This is a genomic window from Klebsiella sp. JN_Kp127, from assembly GCF_040062505.1.
In the GTDB taxonomy this organism is placed as follows: Bacteria; Pseudomonadota; Gammaproteobacteria; order Enterobacterales; family Enterobacteriaceae; genus Klebsiella; species Klebsiella quasipneumoniae.
Genome location: NZ_JBEAHS010000034.1, coordinates 1 through 20,775, shown reverse-complemented (window position 1 = coordinate 20,775; position 20,775 = coordinate 1). Strand labels below are relative to the sequence as shown.

Here is a 20,775-nt window from a genome sequence, read left to right as displayed (position 1 = left end):
CGAATGGCGCGGCGCTTATCCGGCCTACAAACAGCGCGTCTGTAGGCCCGGTAAGCCTGCACCACCGGGCTAAACCCACCTGTTAACGCTTATACAGCGGCCCGTAGTTCTGGCAGGCGCGATAGTCCTGGCCTTCGATGTCCATGCCGTGCGCGGCCCAGGCGGAGGGGCGGTAGATTTTCGCCGCTTCCACGTTGTGCATGCAGACCGGAATGCGCAGCATGGCGGCGAGGGTAATGAAATCCGCGCCGACATGGCCGATGGTCAGCACGCCGTGGTTGGCGCCCCAGTTGGCCATGACCGAGTACACATCGCTGAACGGGCCCTTGCCGGTCAGACGCGGGGCAAACCAGGTGGTGGGCCAGGTGGAGTTGGTGCGGGCGTCGAGCTGGTCGTGCATCGCTTTGGGCAGCGCCACGCTCCAGCCTTCGGCAATTTGCAGCACCGGTCCCAGACCTTTGATGATGTTCACCCGGGTCATGGTGAACGGCACGCCGCCTTCGGTCAGGAAGCGGGAAGAGAAGCCGCCGCCGCGGAAGTATTCATGGATCGCCGGGCACCATTCGGTGGCCGCGAGGCAGGCATCCGCCTCGTTCTGTTCAATCTCCCAGTGAGGTTTCATCGTCGGGTTGCCCTGCGCGTCGCGCTGCTGGCAGGAGCCGTCCAGCGCCGCGGAGCCGGAGTTAATCAGGTGAATAATGCCGTGCTCCGCCCGGCCGGTGAGCGGCTGCCCGGTGACGCGCTCAACGGCGTCCGGCGACCAGTAGGTGCGCACGTCGGCAAACACCTGGGCAGTGCCGGTGAGCTGGTGGCCCATCAGCATGGCCACGCCGTTGAGGCTGTCGTTTTCGGTGGCGACGACGAACGGCTCGCGCACGCCGTTCCAGTCAAAAGAGCTGTTGAGCAGCGCTTCGGCGGTATCGCCATTGGGGTATTGATCGGTCCAGTGGCGCTGGCCCTGGAAACCGGCGGCGATGGCGTTGTAGCCCAGCGACTCCTCCACCAGCCCTTTTTCCGCGAGCTTCGCGTTGCCCTGCATCATATCGCGGATGCACATCGCCATCAGCAGGCTCTCTTTCAGCACCGCGCGGCTCTGCGTTTCATTGCGCTTATACTGCTCGGCGTTCTGATCTTCGCCGTAGCGGAAATGTTTATCCGCCCACGCCAGCGCCATCTCCAGCTCGGTTTCATCATAGATTTTCTGATCGATTCGCCGGCGCAGCTCCGTCATGTCGACTGCCTGAACCTTCATCCCGAGCCAGGATTCAAAGAAGTTGTGGTCGACGATGGAGCCGGCGATGCCCATTGAGACGCCGCCCAGCGACAGATAGCTTTTCCCCTTCATACTGGCGACGGCCAGGCCGGCGCGAGCGAAGCGCAACAGTTTTTCTTCGACGTCCGCCGGGATGGAGGTGTCATCGGCATCCTGCACGTCATGCCCGTAGATGGAGAACGCCGGGATCCCTTTCTGGCTGTGGGCCGCCAGAGCGGCGGCCAGATAGACCGCCCCCGGACGTTCGGTGCCGTTAAAGCCCCAGATGGCCTTCGGGCGCAGCGGATCCATGTCGATGGTTTCACTGCCGTAGCACCAGCAGGGGGTGACGGTGATGGTGACGCCAACGTTCTGGCTGCTGAATTTCTCTTCACAGGCGGCCGACTCGGCCATGCCGGCGATGCAGGTATCGGCGATCACGCACTCCACCCGGGCGCCGCAGGCATGGCGCAGCTTCTCGCTGATAAGCGCGGCGGTGGCTTTCGCCATGTTCATGGTTTGCGCTTCCAGCGATTCGCGGACCCCCATGCGACGACCATCGATTACCGGGCGGATACCGATCTTCGGTAAGCTGATTTTTTTCATTACAGATCCCTCAGGTTATGCGGATAACAGGTTTAGTTCGTCGCCGCTTGCGAGCGGAAACGGGCAAAAATAAAGATGATGGCGAAGCACAGCGCCGGGACCAGCTCAGCGGTCGGGATATTGCCGGCGGCATCGCTGACAAAGCCCATCACCGGGGTGACGATCCCGCCGCCGATGATGGTCATGACGATAAAGGACGAGCCATATTTGGTGTCCTGACCCAGCTGCTTAATCCCCAACGAGAAGATGGTCGGGTACTGAATGGACATAAAGGCGCTGCACAGGGTCAGGGCCAGCAGGCCGACGTGGCCGCCGCTGAAGGCGGAGAGCAAACAGAGCAGCATGGCGATAAGCGCATAGACAGCCAGTACGTTATGCGGCGCGAAGCGGCGGATAAGCCAGGTGCCGGTGAAACGGCCAATGAAGAAACAGACCATGGTGCCGGTGAGGTAGTTGGCGGCGAAACCGGCCGTCATGCCCGGGATCTCTTCGATAGCGTAGCGAATCAGGTAGCTCCAGCAGGCGGTCTGCGCGCCGACATAGCAGAACTGGGCCAGAACCGCCCAGCGCCAGTGGCGGATGCGCATCAGGCGCGACAGCGAGGCGAGAAAAGTGCTCTGCGCGCTGTCGCCGTGGTCATCGCTTTGCAGCGACGGGAAGCGGGTGCAGACGATCAGCAGGGCGACCAGCAGCACGATGGCCACGATAATCATATAGGGGGTTTGTACCGACAGGACCAGGCTGTGCTTCCAGGCGCCGAGCTGTTCTGGGGTCATGCTATCCAGCACCTCCTGCGGCTGATGCGGCACGTTGGACAAAATAAGGCTCTGGCCAAATACCACGGCGATAATGGCGCCAAATGAGTTAAAGGTCTGGGCCAGATTAAGACGGAAGTGACCGCCGCTTTCCGGACCGAGAACGGTGACAAACGGGTTGGCCGCGGTTTCCAGACAGCCAAGCCCGGCGGCGATAATAAATAATCCAATCAGAAAGAGGGTGTAATTCATCACTTCGGCGGCAGGCCAGAACAGCGCGGCGCCGCAGGCATATAAAAACAGACCAGTAAGAATGCCTGCTTTATAGCTGAATTTTTTCATCAGCATCCCGGCGGGGATGGGAATAACAAAATAGCCAAAATAAAAAGCTGACTGGATTAATCCGGCCTGAAAGTTAGTCAGCGTAAAGGCCTGTTGAAATTGCGGTAATAAAATATCATTAAGATTATTGGCCACGGCCCACAGAAAAAAGAGGGAGCACAGCAGAGCAAAAGGAATAATATAGCTCTTACTCTGCCCGCTCTCCATGGCGCGGTAACTTTGCGTTGGTATCGTTGTGTTTCCCATAGCGTCCTCATCAGTTCAGAAGCAGTTACAACAGCATTCAGGGCGCAGTCTGGTGCTGCAGCAGACCGCAAAATTAAGTGAGCTCAGGTGACGCGCCGGTGAGTGAAATGAAAGTCACGGCGGAACTCATGGCTTCATTTTCAAATAAAAACCGCCTGTTAATATGATGAGGGTCACACTTAACGCTCTGCGGACCATTTTATGTGATAATTGTCACTTTAATTTTTCAAAATCGCTGACCGTTTGAGAAAATAAATTCACAAAACCACAACGCTAATGACCGATTGAATATATATCGTGGAAAACGGGCAAATGTTACAGGAAAATAAAATGCCCGCTTGATGGAATATTTTTAAGAACGGGCATTTTAAATCGTCGATTAACCAGTCTGATCCCTTTTTTTAGGGCGGAATAATTGACGTGGTTCACAAAATATGGCGATGAAAATTCCCCTGTGATTATTCAGGCTGAAGATGGAGATCATTATTCAACCTATCCCACGGTAGCCAACAATAATTGCGTTGCCCTGCCGTTGACGGATGATGAGTCGCCAAAAGAGGAAAGCAATGGAAAGAAACAGACTGGCCCGGCAGATTATCGATACCTGCCTGGAAATGACCCGCCTGGGGTTAAATCAGGGGACCGCCGGCAATGTCAGCGTGCGCTATCAGGGGGGGATGCTGATCACGCCCACCGGCATCCCGTATGAAAAACTGACGGAAGACAAGATCGTCTTTATTGATGCCGACGGCCAGCATGAGCAGGGAAAACTGCCCTCCAGCGAATGGCGTTTCCATCAGGCGGCCTACCAGACGCGGCCCGATGCCCAGGCGGTGGTCCACAATCACGCTGTGCATTGTACGGCGGTGTCGATCCTCAACCGGCCCATTCCGGCCATCCACTATATGATCGCCGCGGCGGGCGGGAATTCGATCCCCTGCGCGCCCTATGCCACTTTCGGCACCCGCGAACTGTCTGAGCATGTCGCGGTGGCGCTGAAGCACCGCAAAGCCACGCTGCTGCAGCATCATGGCCTGATCGCCTGCGAGGCCAGCCTGGAGAAAGCGCTCTGGCTGGCGCATGAAGTGGAAGTCCTGGCCCAGCTCTATCTCAGCACGCTGGCGATTACCGACCCGGTACCGGTGCTGGATGACGAGGCGATCGCCATCGTGCTGGAGAAGTTCAAAACCTACGGATTACGCATTGAAGAGTGATGCCGCAACGCTAACAGGAGAGACGCGATGGCAAACCGAATGATCCTCAACGAAACGGCGTGGTTTGGCCGGGGGGCGATAAACGCATTAACCGATGAAGTGCTGCGGCGCGGTTATCGCAAGGCATTGATCGTGACCGACAGCACCCTCGCGCAGTGCGGCGTGGCGGCAAAAGTCACTGACAAACTGGACGCCGCCGGGCTGGCATGGGACATGTTCAGCGACGTGATCCCCAATCCCACCATCGCCGTGGTCCAGCAGGGGCTGCAGGCCTTTCAGCGCAGCGGGGCGGATTACCTGATCGCCATCGGCGGCGGTTCGCCGCAGGATACCTGTAAGGCGATCGGTATTATTCAGCGTAACCCGGCGTTCGCCGATGTCCGCAGCCTGGAGGGGCTGTCGCCCACCCGTCAGCCCAGCGTGCCGATCTTCGCGGTGCCGACCACCGCGGGTACCGCGGCGGAGGTGACGATTAACTATGTCATCACCGATGAAGAACAGCGGCGTAAGTTTGTCTGCGTCGACCCGCACGATATTCCGCAGGTGGCCTTTATCGATGCCGATATGATGGACGCCATGCCGCCGGCGCTGAAGGCGGCGACCGGCGTCGACGCCCTGACGCACGCTATCGAAGGGTACCTCACCCGCGGCGCCTGGGCTTTGACCGATGCGCTGCACCTCAAAGCCATCGAGATCATCGCCGGCGCGCTGCGCGGCTCGGTTGCCGGAGACGCCGGAGCGGGGGAAGCCATGGCGCTCGGCCAGTATGTGGCGGGGATGGGATTTTCCAACGTCGGGCTTGGCCTGGTGCACGGCATGGCGCATCCGCTCGGCGCTTTCTACAACACGCCGCACGGTGTGGCGAATGCCATCCTGCTGCCGCACGTGATGCGCTTTAATGCTGAGGCGACCGGGGAAAAATATCGCGATATCGCCAGGGCGATGGGCGTCAGGGTGGAAGCGTTAAGCCTGACCGCCGCGCGCCTGGCGGCGGTGGAGGCGGTCTGCCAGCTCAACCGCGATGTCGGTATTCCCGGCCATCTGCGCGAGGTGGGCGTCAGGAAAGAGGATATTCCGGCGCTGGCCCAGGCGGCGCTGGCGGATGTGTGTACCGGCGGCAACCCGCGCGAGGCGAGCCTGGCCGATATCGTCGGGTTATATCAGGCGGCCTGGTGAGGGGCCGGCCCGGCCGAAGCAGGCGGTGCCGCCGCGCCGGCGCCGCGCTCGGGTAGGGTCAGCGCGTCAGCCGCAGCTGCTGCAGATTGCCGTCCAGCTGTAGGTCGGTCTGCAGGCGGGCGACTTCCCGGCAGGTGAAGGCCATTTCCTGATGCGTTGCCAGCTTTTTGCGCCACTTTTCCGGGACCTCGGCCAGGCGGGCATACAGCCCCTCCAGGTCCTGGAACTCGTTCAGCAGCTGGGCGGCGCTTTTGGGGCCAATGCCCGCTACGCCCGGCACCTTCGAGCTGCTGATCCCCGCCAGCCCCCAGTAATCCGCCAGCTGCTCCGGGGTGACGCCGAACTCGCTGGCGATGAAGGGGGCGTCCAGCCAGCGCTTCTGAAAGTAGTCGCGGATGCGGATGGTGGGCGACAGCAGCTGGCAGTAGCCTTTGTCAGTGGAGACAATGGTGGCCTGATGGCCCGCCTGGGCCACCTTCACCGCCAGGGTGGCGGCGAGGTCATCCGCTTCGCTGCCCGGCGAGGCCCAGCAGCGGATCCCCCGCAGCTCGAAGGCGGCCCGCAGCGCCGGCATCTCGGCGACCAGAGTCTCCGGCATCGGCGCGCGGCCGGCTTTGTACTCCGGCAGGCGCTGGTGGCGCCAGCCGTGGGCGCGATCCTCATCATCAAACACCGCCACCGCGTGGGTGGGCTGACTATGGACGATCAGCTGCTCCAGCGCATGCAGGCAGGTATCGACGCAGGGCGAGCCCTGTACCGCGTGGATACGGCGGATCAGATTTAACGCGTCGACGATTAACAGATGAACAGCCACAGATACCCCCTTATTCTCAGCGCCTTTAGGGTAACATCGCCATCGGATCGAGGCTATCTGCGCCTGAACAATCAGGAAGATAACGCGCAAATTTCGCTAACTGACCGCCATCAGCGGGTTGATGACGCCGGGCGCGGATTCGCCGTACCACACCGCCTCCCGCACCGGGACTGGTTTGGCGATAAGTCCGAGGGCATAAAAGCGATCGGCGATGGTCTGCTGGGCGCGGATCACCGACAGATCCATCGGCCGCGGGCGATGGCTGCGGCGGGCGAGGGCGATGCGTAGCGACCGGGCGTCAATCCCCAGCTCAGCTGAGAGTAAGCGGGCCGCTTCGCCACGATGCGAGTCGATAAACTGCCCGGTGTGGGTCAGCTCCGTCAGCAGACGGCGCATGATATCGCCATGCTGAGCGAGGTAGTCCCGTCGCGAAAGATAAAACTGATGGTTGTTGACCCGTCCTTCGCCGCTGGCGACCACCCGCAGCTCGCCGGTGTGTTCGGCGTCGCTGAGCAGCGGGTCCCACATCATCCAGGCGTCAACCGCCAGGTAGTCGCTGGCGGTCAGCGGGTATTTCGGCGGGGTATAGACTACCCGCACGTCGTTCAGCCCCAGCCCGGCGTCCTCGAGGATCTGCAGCAGCAGCCAGTGGACATTCGACCCTTTATTGAGCGCGATGCGTTTTCCGCGCAGATCGCTGAGCTGGCGGATGTCGCTCTCCTGCGGGACGACCATCGCCACGCTGCGCGGCGCCGGCGGCTCCCACGCCACGTACATCAGTTCGCTGTTGTTGGCCTGGGCAAACACCGGCGGCGCTTCCCCGGTGGTGCCAAAGTCGATCTCGTTGCAGGCGAGGGCGTGAAGGAGCTGCGGTCCGGCGGGAAACTCGCTCCATAGCACGTTGACGCCGAGGCTGGCGAAGGCAGTCTCCAGACTCTGGCGGGCTTTCAGGATCCCGAGGCTGCCGAAGCGCTGGTAGCCAATACGCAGTTCGCGATCGGCCCCGGCCGCGCTGGCGAACGCCCGCGGCGGCGCAGGGGGACGGCGACGGCTTTTGATGAGCCCGAGGTTAGCGAGCTGGGTGCGCAAGGTATGCCGACTGATCCCCAACAGCGCGGCCGCGTGGCTCTGGTTATCGTCGCAATGCGCCATGGCGTGGCGGATCAGGGCGCTGGTCACCCGCTGCCACAGCGGCTCGCCGGGAAGCGCCAGCTGGTGGCGAATAAAATCGTCCAGTTCATGATCGCTCGCCGGCGACGGGGCGTCGTTGAGCGTCGCCAGGCGCAGCTGGGCGGGGCTAATCTCCTCCTCTTTACTGAGCAGCACCGCGTTGTGCAGGGTGTTTTCCAGCTCGCGAATATTGCCCGGCCACGCATAGTCCATCAGCCGGGCCAGCGACTCAGGCGCCAGACGCAGGGTTGGCCGGCCGAGCCGGCGGGCATAGAGCGATAAAAAGTGGTGCGCCAGCAGCGGGATATCCTGCCGACGCTGGCGCAGCGGCGGCAGCGGCACCACCGCGATATTCAGCCGATAGTAGAGATCCTCGCGAAAGCGGCGCTCGCGGATCGCCTGGGCCAGGTCGACGTGGGTGGCGGCAATCACCCGGACATTCACTTTAATCGCTTTGCGTGAGCCGACGCGGGTAATTTCGCGCTCCTGCAGCACCCGCAACAGCTTGACCTGCAGCGGCAGGCTTAATTCGCCGATCTCGTCCAGCAGCAGCGTCCCCCCTTCCGCAGCTTCAAACCAGCCGGGCTGTCCCTGCTGCGCGCCGGTGAAGGCGCCTTTCTCATGGCCGAACAGTTCGGCTTCGGCAAGACTCTCAGTCAGCGCGCCGCAGTTAACGGCCAGAAACGGCTGCTGGCGGCGGGGGCTGTGGTGATGGAGATAGCGCGCCACCACCTCTTTGCCGGTGCCGGTTTCGCCCACGATCAGCACGGTAGCCTCCGTCGGCGCGAGCTTGTCCAGCAGGCTCTGGAAAGCCTTCGACGCCGGGTCGATCAGCGCGGGCGCGGTGGAAGGGGATTCTGGGTTCAGCATGGCGGGCCTCCGGTCGTTGACCTGCTGAACTTATCCTGCGGCGGCGGCGGAAACCAGAGGGGGAAAGGTCGGCAGCTGTTGCAAATGCGCCAGCGGATGCGCGGCGGCTGCGGGATTTGCAACAGCGCGGCGCGGCGAAGTCTTTTTCAGTCCATTGATTTTAAAGAATTAATTTTTTATTCACCATTGGCATGATTATCGCTAACACTCATATAACTAAATTAAAACATCTCTTCGATAAATATCGGATATGGTTATATAGGAAATAGATAATGACGCAGCAAGCTCCCGACAAGATCAATGTCTTCTGGTTCTTACCTACCCATGGCGATGGCCGCTATCTGGGCACTACCGAGGGCGGACGTCCGGTTGATTTACCTTATCTGCAGCAGGTGGCGCTGGCGGCCGACAGCCTGGGCTATTACGGCGTGCTGATCCCCACCGGTAAAAGCTGTGAGGATTCGTGGCTGGTGGCCTCGGCGCTGGCGCCGTTGACCCGCCGTCTGCGCTACCTGGTGGCGGTCAGACCGGGTCTGCAGCCGCCCACTTTGGCGGCGCGGATGGCGGCCACCCTCGACCGTTTATCGGAAGGGCGGCTGCTGATCAACGTCGTCACCGGCGGCGACCCGGTGGAAAACAAAGGCGATGGCATTTTTCTCAGCCACAGCGAACGCTACCAGGTGACTCGCGAATTTCTCGATGTTTACTCCCGCCTGCTGCGCGGGGAGAAAGTGGACTATCACGGGGAGCATATTCATGTCGAGGGGGCGGAGGTGCTGTTTCCGCCGGTTCAGGAGAATGGCCCGCCGCTGTACTTCGGCGGCTCTTCTGAGGCAGCTATCGATGTGGCGGCCGAACAGATCGACAGTTATCTGACGTGGGGCGAACCGCCGGAACTGGTGGCGGAGAAGCTGGCGGTGGTGCGCGAGCGCGCTGCGGCCCGCGGACGCACCCTCGAGTACGGCATTCGTCTGCACGTCATCGTGCGCGAAACGGAAGAAGAGGCATGGGCCGCCGCCGACCGGCTGATCGCCCATCTTGACGACGACACCATCGCCCAGGCGCAAAAGATCTTCGCCCGCATGGACTCGGCCGGCCAGGCGCGGATGAGCGCTCTGCATCAGGGATCGCGCGATAATCTGCGTATTGCCCCTAATCTGTGGGCCGGCGTCGGGCTGGTGCGCGGCGGCGCCGGAACCGCGCTGGTGGGTAATCCGCAGCAGGTGGCGGAACGTATCCGCGAATATCAGGCGCTCGGCATCAGCAACTTTATCTTTTCCGGCTATCCGCATCTGGAAGAGGCGCACCGCTTTGCTGAGCTGGTGATGCCTCTGCTGCCGCTGGAAAACGCGGCCTCGTCGAAGGCGCGCAGCGTGAACACCGGTCCCTTTGGCGAAACCATCGGCGGTGATAAGCGCCCGGTGCGCCAGGTCAGCGCCAGCTGATGGCCCGGAGCGCGACCATGAGACAGCATACCGGAGGAGGGCTGCGATGAGTGCAGAACCGCATATCGTGATTATCGGCGGCGGCTTCAGCGGCGCGGCGGTGGCGATTGAGCTGCTGCGCCTGGCGCCGAACGGGGTGCGCGTGACGCTGCTGGAGCCGCGCCAGACTCCCGGCGCCGGGGTGGCCTACTCCACCGCGGAGCCGACGCACCGGATTAACGTCCCGGCCGCCCGTATGCAGCTGACCGGTGATGAAGAGGGCGCCTTCGATCGCTGGTACCGACGTCAGCCTGCCTTTGCCGCCGATGCGCAGGCGCTGCGCCCGGACGGTTCCGTCTATCCTCAGCGCGGCCAGTTTGGTCGCTATGTGGCACAACGTTTTGCTGACACAGTGGCAGCCAGCGGCGGACGGCTGCGCCACCTGCGCGATCGGGCGCTCGCTTTTCATCAGGGGACGGTGACCACCGACGGCGGCCTGCAGCTTAAGGCCGACCTGCTGGTACTGGCGATCAGTCATCCACCGCCTTCGCTGCCGGCGGAGGCCGAAGCCTGGCGGCACCATCCGGCGCTGATTGCCAACCCGTGGCAGCCCGGCGCGCTCGACGCCATCGCCCCGCACGCCCGGGTGGCGGTGATGGGCACCGGATTAACCATGGCCGATACGGTCGCGACGCTGGACCGGTTGGGCCACCGCGGCAGTATCGTCGCCTTTTCGCGCCACGGCCTGCTATCGCGCGGCAACCTCAGCGGCGCGGGAGCAGCCTGGCCTGGCGACTATCAGCAGGGCAGCCTGCGTCAGCGCCTGCGCCAGATCCGCCTCGACGTGGCGTATGCGGCGCAGCAGGGGCTGAGCTGGCAGGTGGTGCTGGATGCGGTCCGCCAACAGGGGCAGCGGATCTGGCAGGCGCTCAGCGACTCCGATCGCCAGCGTTTTCTGCGCCATCTGCGCCATTACTGGGATGTCCACCGCTACCGCGTGGCGCCGCAGGTCGCCGAGGTGCTGGAGGCGCGCCAGCGCACGGGCTGTCTGCAGGTTCAGGCGGCCAGGCTACTGTCGATGAGCGGCGAAGGCGAGACGCTGCGGCTGACGCTGGCGCGGCGCGGCGGCGGCGTGCAGACGCTGAGGGTCGATCACCTGATCCTGACGACCGGACCCGCGCACCGCGACCTGACCGACAGCCAGCCATTTTTACAGGACCTTGCCCGCCGCGGCCTTATTCGCGCCGATGCCCTCGGCATGGGCCTGGAGGTGGACAGCCGTTCCCGGGCAGTGGCTGAGCCGTACGTTGAGGCGCCGCCGGTGCTGGTGGCCGGTCCCGCCGCCCGCGGGCGTTTTGGCGAACTGATGGGCCTGCCGCAGGTAGCCGACCATGCCGCTGACGTGGCGGCGCAAGCGTTACTCACGCTCGGGATCCCGCAGGACTCCCGATGTCCTGCGTACTGAATTCCTCTCTTTCTTTTCCCTGATTCATTTTGCCGCGTGCGCCCCGGCGACGGGCCGCGCTATGGAGATTGCTATGTCATCACAACGTGAAATTCGTCTTAACGCTTTCGATATGAACTGCGTCGGCCATCAGTCGCCGGGCCTGTGGGCGCATCCCCGGGATCGCTCCTGGCAGTATAAAGATCTGGAGTACTGGGTGGATCTGGCGCGACTGCTGGAGCGCGGCAAGTTCGACGGACTGTTTATCGCTGACGTGCTTGGCGTCTACGACGTGCTGAACGGCAGCGGCGACGCGGCGATCCGCCAGGCGACGCAGGTCCCGGTCAACGATCCGCTGGCCCTGATCACCCCGATGGCGCTGGTGACGGAGCATCTGGGCTTCGGCCTGACCGCTTCGCTGTCGTTTGAGCATCCTTATCCCTTCGCCCGTCGTCTGTCGACGCTCGACCATCTGACCAAAGGGCGGGTGGGCTGGAACATCGTCACCTCCTATCTGGAGAGCGGGGCGCGCAATATCGGCCAGCAAACCCAGACCGACCACGACACCCGCTATGACTATGCCGATGAGTATTTGCAGGTGATCTACAAACTGCTGGAGGGAAGCTGGGAGGACGGGGCGGTGCTGCGCGACAGAGAGCGCAAGATCTTCAGCGATCCGCGGAAAATCCATCCCATTAACCATCAGGGACAGTTCTTTTCCGTGCCGGGGATCCACCTCTGCGAGCCATCCCCGCAGCGCACGCCGGTGCTCTATCAGGCGGGAGCGTCCAGCCGCGGCAAACAGTTCGCCGCCGGCCATGCTGAATGCGTCTTCGTGGCTGCGCCGTCGAAGGTGCTGCTGAAGAAGACGGTGGCGGATATTCGCCGCCGGGCGGCTGAGGCGGGGCGCGATCCGCACAGCATTCTGATCTTTAACCTGCAGACGGTGATTGTCGGCGACACCGACCGCGAGGCGCAGGCGAAGTGGCAGGAATATAAGCAGTACGTCAGCTATGAAGGCGCGCTGGCGCTGCTCTCCGGCTGGACGGGGATCGATTTCGGCCAGTATCAGCCGGATCAGGTGCTGAAGTACCTGCACACCAACGCTATTCAGTCGGCGGTGGAGGCCTTTTCCACTGCGGACCCGAACCGGCAGTGGACGGTGCAGGCCCTGGCCGATTGGGCGGGGATCGGCGGCTTCGGTCCGCTGGTGGTCGGCAGCGCGCAAACCGTGGCCGACGAACTGCAGTCCTGGGTCGAAGAGACGGACGTCGATGGCTTTAATCTCGCCTATGCCGTCACTCACGAAACCTTCCGCGACGTCGTTGAGCTGCTGGTGCCTGAGCTGCAAAAGCGCGGCGTCTTTAAGCAAGAGTACCGCGAGGGGACCCTGCGCGAAAAACTATTCGGCGCCGGTCCGCGTCTGGCCGCGCCTCACCCCGGTGTCAGCTACCGTCGCGATGCGCGCACGGCGGCCTCGGTAGAGGAGAAGGTGACATGATCGCTATCGATGACCTGCATAAAAGCTACCGCACGGCGGATGGCCGGCTCAGCGCGGTGCTGAAAGGGCTGTCGCTGCAGGTACCTGAACGCTCCATCACCGCGGTGGTGGGGCCGAGCGGCGCCGGTAAATCAACTCTCGCGCGCTGCATCAGCCTGCTGGAGCGCCCGGACAGCGGCAGCATTCGTATCAACGGCCAGGATCTGTCGGCGCTGTCCGGCGAGGCGCTGCGCCGGGAGCGGCGGGCGATTGGCACCGTATTCCAGTCCTCCGCACTGCTGAGCCGCCGGACCGCCTGGCAGAATATCGCCCTGCCGCTGGCGTGGCTTGGCGTGGTGGAGCGGGATATTCAGGCGCGGGTTGGCGAGCTGCTGGAGAGCGTCGGCCTTAGCCACAAAGCAGATGCCTGGCCGTCCCAGCTTTCGGGCGGCCAGCGCCAGCGGATCGGCATTGCCCGCGCCCTGGCGCTGCGCCCGTCGGTTCTGCTGGCGGATGAAGCCACCTCTGGGCTCGATCCTCAGGCCACGGCCTCGGTGCTGGCCCTGCTCAAGCGACTGCGCGACGAGTACCAGCTGGCGATCGTCCTGATCACCCATGAAATGGACGCCGTGCGCACGGCGGCGGATGCGGTGGCGGAGATCCACGACGGGACGATCGTCCAGTACGGGCGGATCGAAGATCTGCTGGCGCGTCCCGATTCTCTGCTTGGCCAGCAGCTGTTGCCGCTGACGCCGGCGGCAGCGGCCCACAGCGATCTGCTGCTGCGTCTGAGCTACCGCTGGGATGTACCGGTGGCTACCGACTGGATCAGCCGCCTGAGCCAGCAGTGGGCGCTGCAGATCGATCTCCTTGGCGGCCACGTCGAGGTGATTAACGGTCGGCTGGCCGGTCGCCTGCAGGCCGGAGTGCGCTTTCAGGGCGAACGCCTGTCGCCCGCGCGACTGCAGGACCTGTTGGCGCAGCTCGGCATGACGGCGGAGATCCTCGACAGCGCGCCGTTGCTCAGGGAGGCGGTATGAAACCGACAGTCATCAGCCAGGACACCCCCTGGGGCGAAATTCCTTCGCTGCTGCTCCCCGCCTATGGCGAAACCTGCTGATGGTGGCCATTGTCATGCTGTTTGTCGTCACTCTGGGAGGACTGGTGGGGGTAGTGTTGTTTAACGCCTCGCCGCGGGGGTTATTTCCGCACGCGTTGCTGTACCGGCTACTGAACTGGGTGGTCAACATGGGACGTTCGCTGCCGTTTCTGGTGCTGATGGCCGCCATTATCCCGTTCACTTACTGGCTGACCGGAACCACGATTGGCATCCCCGCCGCGGTGGTGCCGATGATTGCCGCCGGCGTCCCGTTCTTTGGCCGTCTGGTGGAGAACGCGCTGCGCGAGCTGCCGGCGGAGGTCACCGCGGTGGGCGTCGTTTGCGGTGGGTCGCGCTGGCAAATCATTGCTAGCGCGCAGCTCAGTGAAGCCTTGCCCGCGCTGGTGGCGGCGGTGACGCTAAACCTGGTCTCGATGATTGAGTATTCGGCTATCGCCGGGACCATCGGCGCCGGGGGCATCGGCTACCTGGCCGTGGTGTACGGCTATCAGCGCTTCGACAACCACATCATGATCGCGACGATCGTTGCCCTGATCGCCACGATCCAGTTGATTCAATTTTTGGGTGACCGCCTGGTCAACCGTTTACGCCACACGCAGGGGAACCTTGTATGACAACAGAGCAATTTGAGTTACGTAAAGCACGGCGCTGGCCCTGGCTGGCGGCGCTGGCGGTGATTATCCTGCTCGCCATCGCTTTCTGGTGGTGGCGGGGGCATACCCAAAGCCAGCAGGTGGTCTTCGGCAGCACGTTAAAAATTCACTACGAGCCGGCGATGGCCGGCGAGCAGCGGATCATTGAGTATATTAATCAGCATATTGCGCCCGATTACGGCCTGAAGCTGGAGGCGGTGGGGGTGCAGGATCCGGTACAAGCTGACCGCGCGGTAGCGGAAGGACAGTATGCCGGGACGATCTATCAGCATCAGTGGTGGCTCAAGCAGGTGGTGGACGCCAACGGCTTTGCGTTGTCGACTACGGTGCCGGTGTTCCAGTGGGCGTTCGGCATCTATTCCGACCGCTTCTCGTCGGTACAGGCGTTGCCCAATGGCGCGACCATCGTCGTGCCTGACGACGGCGCCAATCAGGGGCAGGCTCTGTGGCTGCTGCAGCGCATTGGGTTGATCTCACTCGACCCGGCGGTGGAGCCGCGCACGGCGAAGCTGAAAAATATTGTCGGCAACCCGCATCAGTTTGTCTTTAAAGAGCTGGATCTGCTGACCATGCCGCGGGCGTTAAATTCGGTGGATGCCGCCATCGGCTATGTCTCGCAATTTGACGCCGGGAAAGTACCGCGTGAGAAAGGCATATTATTCCCGCCGGCGCCGCGTACCTTTGCTTCGCAATTAGTGATTGGTACGCCGTATTTATCGCAGGAAAATATCGTCAAATTAAAACAGGCTTTTTCTGACCCGCGGATCCAGACGTGGTTAAAAACCACCGATGACCCGCTGGTAAAAGATGTATTAGTTCCGGTATCGGCGGAATAATCGTCCTGCACGACGTCTATTTTCGTTGTTATTTATTTCCCTTGAGGATGCGCGAAAGCGCGTCCTTTTTGTGCTGGTGTTTTAAATTAACTTATTGATTATGTTGATTTTAATAGCATGATTTGTTGTTTTGATTGTCGCCGCTCGAGGTTTATAACCGCTGATGACCTGCACAAAATAATAAGGTGAAAAAATGAGTACATTACCAGTGGATAATCCCGGTATCGCTTCGGTACCGGTCAGTAGCGTCGGGGATGTGGCGCGGCTAATTAATTCCGGCAGGGAACAGGCGAAATATGCGCGGATGATTGTGTTCCTCGCGCTGGGCGGCGTTTTTCTCGACGCCTATGACTTAACCACGCTCTCTTACGGTATTGATGACGTCGTGCGTGAATTTCGGCTCTCGCCGCTGCTGACCGGCCTGGTGACCTCCTCCATTATGGTCGGGACCATCGTCGGCAATATCATCGGCGGTTGGCTGACCGATAAATATGGTCGCTATTCGGTGTTTATGGCCGATATGTTCTTTTTTGTTATTTCGGCTATCGCCGCCGGGCTGGCGCCGAACGTCTGGGTGTTGATTGGCGCCCGCTTCCTGATGGGCATCGGCGTCGGCATCGACCTGCCGGTGGCGATGTCCTATCTGGCCGAGTTTTCCCGCTTTGCCGGCAAAGGCAACAAAGCGGCTCGCCTCGCGGCGTGGTGCCCGATGTGGTACGCCGCCTCGACCGTCTGCTTTCTCATTATCTTCGGCCTCTATTTTCTGCTGCCGCAGGAGCATCTGGACTGGCTGTGGCGCGCCTCCCTGTTGTTCGGCGCCGTGCCGGCGCTGCTGATTATCGCCATCCGCAGCCGGTTTATGAACGAATCCCCGCTGTGGGCGGCGAACCAGGGCGATCTGACCTCCGCGGTGCGAATCTTACGCGACTCCTGGGGGATCCATGCCCATGAGGTCCCGGCGGCGAAGCCGGCGCCGGCGCCGAAAGTGAGCTTCCGCGTGCTGTTCGAAAAACCCTACCGCGAGCGGACTATCGTCGCCGGGGTGATGAATATCTGTATCTCCTTCGAGTACACGGCGATTGCCTTTTTCCTGCCGTCAATTCTTGCCCAGTTCCTCGGGGCCGGCGTCTTCGAAACTATTTCGGCATCGCTGGGGCTGAACGCCCTGTTTGCTTTTACCGGTGGGCTGCTCGGTATGCATCTGGCGTGGAAATATCCTTCGCGTCATGTGGCGATAGCCGGCTTCGCCCTGCAGTTTGTGGCGCTGATTGTGCTGGCGCTGGTGGGGCAACCGCACGCGACGGCAGGTATCGTGCTGGCTATCGCGATGCTGGGGCTGTGGCTGTTCGCCGAAGGGTTTGGCCCGGGGGCGCAGCTGATGATCTACCCGGCGCTCTCCTATCCCACCGCCATTCGCGCCACCGGGGTCGGTTTCAGCCGGGCACTCTCCGGGATCGGCAGCGCGCTGGCGTTGTTTATTCTGCCGCTGCTGCAGGCCTCCCTCGGCACGCAGATGTTCTGGGTGGTCTCGCTTGCCGCCATTATTCCTATTTTCTTCCTGCTGGCGGTCCGTCATGAACCGACGCGAGAAGATATTGACGCAATCAATGAATAAGGAACCGACAATGACCTTGCTCTCCACAGGCACCGATTATGACGCGCTGGCAGCCGCCTTCCGCCCGATTTTCACCCGCATCGCCCAGGGCGCCGCGGAGCGCGAACAGCAGCGCATTCTGCCCGAGGAGCCGATCCGCTGGCTAAAGGAGGCGGGCTTCGGCACGCTGCGTATTCCTCGTGAGAAGGGCGGCTGGGGCGCTTCGCTGCCGCAGCTCAGCGCGCTGCTGATTGAGCTGGCGCAAGCGGACTCTAACCTGCCGCAGGCCCTGCGCGCGCACTTTGCCTTTGTGGAAGATCAGCTTAATCAGCCGGATTCCGCCGGGCGCGACCGCTGGTTTCGTCGCTTCCTCGACGGCGAGCTGGTGGGCAGCGGCTGGACGGAGATCGGCGCGGTTAAGCTGGGGGAGGTGAACACCCGGGTGACGCCGGCAGAGGACGGCTGGCGACTCGACGGCGAGAAGTTCTACAGCACTGGCGCGCTGTACGCCGACTGGATCGATGTGTTTGCCCGGCGCAGTGATACCGGTGGCGATGTGATCGCCCTGGTCAGCACCCAACAGCCCGGCGTGGCGCGGGAAGACGACTGGGATGGCTTTGGCCAGCGGCTGACCGGCAGCGGGACCACCCGCTTCACCGGCGCCCGGGTGGAAGCCGACCACGTCTACGATTTTGCCCAGCGCTTTCGCTATCAAACCGCGTTCTACCAGCATGTGCTGCTGGCGACCCTCGCGGGCATTGGCCTGGCGGTTGAGCGGGATGCCGCACAGGGCGTCAAACACCGCTCCCGGATGTACAGCCACGGCAACGCCGCCGTACCGCGCGATGACGCCCAGGTTCTGCAGGTGGTTGGGCAGATCAGCAGCTGGGCATGGGCGACCCGGGCCGCGGTCCTCCAGGCCGCGGAATCGCTGCAGCAGGCCTATGTGGCGCACGTCAGCGACGACGAAGCGTTGATTGCCCGGCGTAACCAGCTGGCGGAAGTGGAAGCGGCGCAGGCGCAGGTGATCGCCAGCGACTGGATCCCGCGGGCAGCGACGGAGCTGTTCAATGCCCTTGGGGCGTCGGATACGCGAAGCCGACTGGCGCTGGACCGTCACTGGCGTAATGCGCGGACGGTCGCCTCGCATAATCCGGTGATTTACAAGGCGCGCAATATCGGAAACTGGCTGGTGAACGGTGAAGCGCCGACCTTTATCTGGCAGATTGGCAATGGTGAGAAAACGGTGGGGTAAGCCCGTCGGCGACGGGGGGCTATGCCTCCCGCCGCCGGGAAAACTAAGGTTTATCCAGCGACCAGGTGGCGCTGCGCACGTCGACTTTCACCGGCAGCAGGCCGATGCGCGTAAAGGTATCCGCCAGCGCCTGCTGTTCGTTATACACCGCCGGCGTCATGCGTTCGGCGCCGTAGGGCAGGCGGGCCAGGGTCTTCAGCCAGATGGCTTTATCCAGCCCGGTTGAGGTCGACAGGAGGCCAGCGGCCTCGTCCTGATGGCTGTTCGCCCACGCGCTGAGTTTACCCAGCTCATCCACCACCTGTTTTGCCGTCTCCGGGTAGGTATCCGCAAACTTGCGGCTGGCGAGATAGAAGGTGTAGTGCGGCACCAGCCCCTCGGCGTTGCGTATTTGTCGGGCTTTCGCGTTGGTTTCCACTTCCGCGAGGAACGGATCCCAGATCACCCACGCATCAATCGCCCCGCGCTGGAAAGCGGCGCGGGCGTCCGCTGGCGGAAGATAGACCGGGGTGATGTCTTTATAGCTGAGGCCCGCTTTTTCCAGCGCGGCGACCAGCAGGTAGTTGACGTCAGACCCCTTGTTCAGCCCCACGCGCTTGCCTTTCAGGTCGGCCACGCTGTGGATTGCCGACTGTTCAGGCACCACAATGGCTTCCGTTTTCGGGTTAGCGGGGGAGTGGGCAAGGTAGACCAGATCGGCTTGCGCCGCCTGGGCAAAGGCCGGAGGCGCATCGCCGGTCGCGGCCAGATCGATACTGCCGACGTTGAGCCCCTCAAGCATTTGCGGCCCGGCGGGGAATTCGACCCAGCGTACGGCAATACCCTGTTTTTTCAGGCTTTCATCCAGGGTGCCGCGATATTTCAGCAGCGCGAAGATGTTCGCCTTTTGATAGCCGATGTTGACGGTCTCCGGCGCTTTGGCCAGCGCGGAGGCGGAAAGGGCGGCGAGGACCAGCAGCCACGCGGGGCGGAATCGGTTGGACATTGTCTGTTCTCCTTAGCGTTTTGCGTAAGGTAACAAACAGCGCTTATAACCATTAAATAACTAAATTTTAATTGATATAACAAAAATGGGGGGAGAGCCCGCCGCGGCGACGCGCGGCGGGCCAGCAGGTTAATCGCAGGCGACAATCTTCATCGCCAGCCCCCCGCGAGAGGTTTCCCGGTACTTGGCGTTCATGTCTTTGCCGGTTTCGTACATGGTCTCAATGACTTTATCGAGGCAGACGCGCGGCTCGCTGGTCCGGCGCAGCGCCATTCGCGCGGCGTTGACCGCTTTCACGGCGGCGATAGCGTTGCGTTCGATGCACGGCACCTGCACCTGGCCGGCGACAGGGTCGCAGGTCAGACCGAGGTTATGCTCCATGGCGATCTCTGCCGCGATGCACACCTGGCCCGGGCTGCCGCCCAGCAGTTCAGCCAGACCGGCCGCCGCCATCGAGCAGGCGACGCCCACTTCACCCTGGCAGCCCACTTCGGCGCCGGAGATCGAGGCGTTCATCTTATAGAGCGAACCAATCGCGCTGGCCACCAGCATATAGCGCGCCAGGGAGTTGCTGTTCACCTTGCGGATAAACTTGTCGTAATAGGCCAGTACTGCCGGCACGATACCGCAGGCGCCGTTGGTCGGCGCCGTCACCACCCGGCCGCCGGCGGCGTTCTCTTCGTTCACCGCGAGGGCGAACATATTGATCCAGTCGACCACCGCCATCGGGTCGCTGTTGGTGGTGTCCTGGCTCACCAGCATGCGGCGCAGCGCGGCAGCCCGGCGCGGAACGCGCAGTTTGCCCGGCAGGACGCCTTCGGTGGTGATGCCGCGCTCAATACCGGCGCTCATCACTTCCCACACCGCGGCGAAGTGTTGCTCCAGCGCCTCTTTACTGTGCAGCGCCAGTTCGTTCTGCATCATCAGGCCGGAGAGCGACAGCCCGGTTTCGCGGCAGTGACGCTGCAGGTCGGCGGCGTTTTTATAAGGATAAGGGACGGCCACCGGCGCGTCGGTAGTCTGGCCGAAGTGCGCTTCATCGACGATAAAGCCGCCGCCGATGGAGTAGTACGTCTGGCTGTAGAGCGCCTGGTCGCCGGCCAGGGCGGTGATGCGCATGCCGTTCTCATGCAGCGACAGGTTGTCGGCATGGAAATTCATGCACTGATCGACCGGGAAGTCCACTTCGTGCTGGCCGTTGGCCAGCATCAGGCGACCATGGGTGTTAACGTCCTGAATAAAGCCAGGGATAGCGTCGATGTCGACGGTGTCCGGCAGGTTGCCGGCAAGCCCCATGATAATCGCGATATCGGTATGGTGGCCTTTACCGGTCAGGGAGAGGGAGCCGTAGACGTCGACGACCACTTTGCTCACCTCGGCCAGCAGGCCGCGCGCGATCAGGTCGTCAGTGAATTGTTTGCCCGCTTTCATCGGCCCAACGGTATGGGAGCTGGAAGGGCCAATGCCGATTTTAAAGATATCGAATACGCTGATCATATGTATTCCCGTGCTGTCGGAAAGCGCGCCGCCGTTCAGCGG

The 20,775-nt window shown here is 62.2% G+C and carries 16 protein-coding genes and 1 pseudogene; 11 read left to right on the top strand and 6 right to left on the bottom strand.

Going from position 1 to position 20,775, the window contains the following annotated elements; all coding sequences use genetic code 11:
• Positions 1-82 precede the first annotated feature (82 nt).
• Positions 83-1,858 carry an L-fucose isomerase gene (gene fucI, locus ABLV04_RS11630; RefSeq protein WP_023290857.1) on the bottom strand — a complete coding sequence of 592 codons (1,776 nt, stop codon included), beginning with the start codon at positions 1,856-1,858 and terminating at the stop codon, positions 83-85.
• Positions 1,859-1,890: 32 nt separating this feature from the next.
• The gene (gene fucP, locus ABLV04_RS11625) at positions 1,891-3,201 is read right to left on the bottom strand and encodes an L-fucose:H+ symporter permease (protein ID WP_180266096.1); all 1,311 of its coding nucleotides are present in this window, start codon (positions 3,199-3,201) and stop codon (positions 1,891-1,893) included.
• Between the two features lie 566 nt (positions 3,202-3,767).
• On the opposite strand from fucP, the gene fucA reads away from it, so the two are divergent.
• On the top strand, positions 3,768-4,415 hold the full coding sequence (gene fucA / locus ABLV04_RS11620) for an L-fuculose-phosphate aldolase (protein WP_002915470.1): 648 nt from the start codon (positions 3,768-3,770) through the stop codon (positions 4,413-4,415).
• A gap of 27 nt (positions 4,416-4,442) precedes the next feature.
• The gene (gene fucO / locus ABLV04_RS11615) at positions 4,443-5,591 is read left to right on the top strand and encodes a lactaldehyde reductase (protein WP_032453922.1); all 1,149 of its coding nucleotides are present in this window, start codon (positions 4,443-4,445) and stop codon (positions 5,589-5,591) included.
• A gap of 58 nt (positions 5,592-5,649) precedes the next feature.
• Here the strand turns inward: fucO and xni are convergent, their stop codons facing one another.
• Complete coding sequence (gene xni, locus ABLV04_RS11610; RefSeq protein ID WP_147733554.1) at positions 5,650-6,405, bottom strand: flap endonuclease Xni; 756 nt, start codon at positions 6,403-6,405, stop codon at positions 5,650-5,652.
• Between the two features lie 96 nt (positions 6,406-6,501).
• Positions 6,502-8,445: a sigma-54-dependent Fis family transcriptional regulator gene (locus ABLV04_RS11605; RefSeq protein WP_135718961.1), complete on the bottom strand. Its 1,944-nt coding sequence runs from the start codon at positions 8,443-8,445 to the stop codon at positions 6,502-6,504.
• Between the two features lie 78 nt (positions 8,446-8,523).
• Here ABLV04_RS11605 and ABLV04_RS11600 point away from each other — a divergent pair, with 78 nt between their 5' ends.
• The 9 genes and pseudogenes from ABLV04_RS11600 (at position 8,524) to ABLV04_RS11560 (ending at position 18,251) form a co-directional block, all read left to right on the top strand.
• Positions 8,524-8,640, top strand: coding sequence for a hypothetical protein (locus tag ABLV04_RS11600; RefSeq protein ID WP_032428970.1), 117 nt, complete (start codon positions 8,524-8,526; stop codon positions 8,638-8,640).
• Between the two features lie 77 nt (positions 8,641-8,717).
• Positions 8,718-9,890 (top strand): FMNH2-dependent alkanesulfonate monooxygenase, encoded by a 1,173-nt coding sequence (ssuD, locus tag ABLV04_RS11595; RefSeq protein WP_023290851.1) that lies wholly within the window; start codon positions 8,718-8,720, stop codon positions 9,888-9,890.
• 46 nt (positions 9,891-9,936) lie between these two features.
• The gene (locus ABLV04_RS11590; protein ID WP_180266095.1) at positions 9,937-11,334 is read left to right on the top strand and encodes an FAD-dependent oxidoreductase; all 1,398 of its coding nucleotides are present in this window, start codon (positions 9,937-9,939) and stop codon (positions 11,332-11,334) included.
• Between the two features lie 73 nt (positions 11,335-11,407).
• Positions 11,408-12,814 carry an LLM class flavin-dependent oxidoreductase gene (locus ABLV04_RS11585; RefSeq protein ID WP_023290849.1) on the top strand — a complete coding sequence of 469 codons (1,407 nt, stop codon included), beginning with the start codon at positions 11,408-11,410 and terminating at the stop codon, positions 12,812-12,814.
• The gene (locus tag ABLV04_RS11580) at positions 12,811-13,833 is read left to right on the top strand and encodes a methionine ABC transporter ATP-binding protein (RefSeq protein ID WP_180266094.1); all 1,023 of its coding nucleotides are present in this window, start codon (positions 12,811-12,813) and stop codon (positions 13,831-13,833) included. Before ABLV04_RS11585 ends, ABLV04_RS11580 begins: the two co-directional genes overlap by 4 nt.
• A pseudogene (locus ABLV04_RS11575) lies at positions 13,830-14,527 on the top strand (methionine ABC transporter permease). Before ABLV04_RS11580 ends, ABLV04_RS11575 begins: the two are co-directional and overlap by 4 nt.
• Complete coding sequence (locus ABLV04_RS11570) at positions 14,524-15,402, top strand: MetQ/NlpA family ABC transporter substrate-binding protein (RefSeq protein ID WP_023290846.1); 879 nt, start codon at positions 14,524-14,526, stop codon at positions 15,400-15,402. Before ABLV04_RS11575 ends, ABLV04_RS11570 begins: the two are co-directional and overlap by 4 nt.
• A gap of 193 nt (positions 15,403-15,595) precedes the next feature.
• A complete protein-coding gene (locus ABLV04_RS11565) occupies positions 15,596-17,017 on the top strand; it encodes an MFS transporter (RefSeq protein WP_180265186.1) in 1,422 nt (473 codons plus the stop codon).
• Between the two features lie 10 nt (positions 17,018-17,027).
• Positions 17,028-18,251, top strand: coding sequence for an acyl-CoA dehydrogenase family protein (locus ABLV04_RS11560; protein ID WP_110243434.1), 1,224 nt, complete (start codon positions 17,028-17,030; stop codon positions 18,249-18,251).
• A 43-nt stretch (positions 18,252-18,294) separates the two neighbouring features.
• On the opposite strand, the gene ABLV04_RS11555 is transcribed toward ABLV04_RS11560, so the two are convergent.
• Positions 18,295-19,236, bottom strand: coding sequence for an aliphatic sulfonate ABC transporter substrate-binding protein (locus ABLV04_RS11555; protein ID WP_044524545.1), 942 nt, complete (start codon positions 19,234-19,236; stop codon positions 18,295-18,297).
• A gap of 129 nt (positions 19,237-19,365) precedes the next feature.
• Entirely contained in the window at positions 19,366-20,733 is a 1,368-nt protein-coding gene (locus ABLV04_RS11550; RefSeq protein WP_023290842.1) for an L-serine ammonia-lyase, read from the bottom strand.
• Positions 20,734-20,775: the final 42 nt, after the last annotated feature.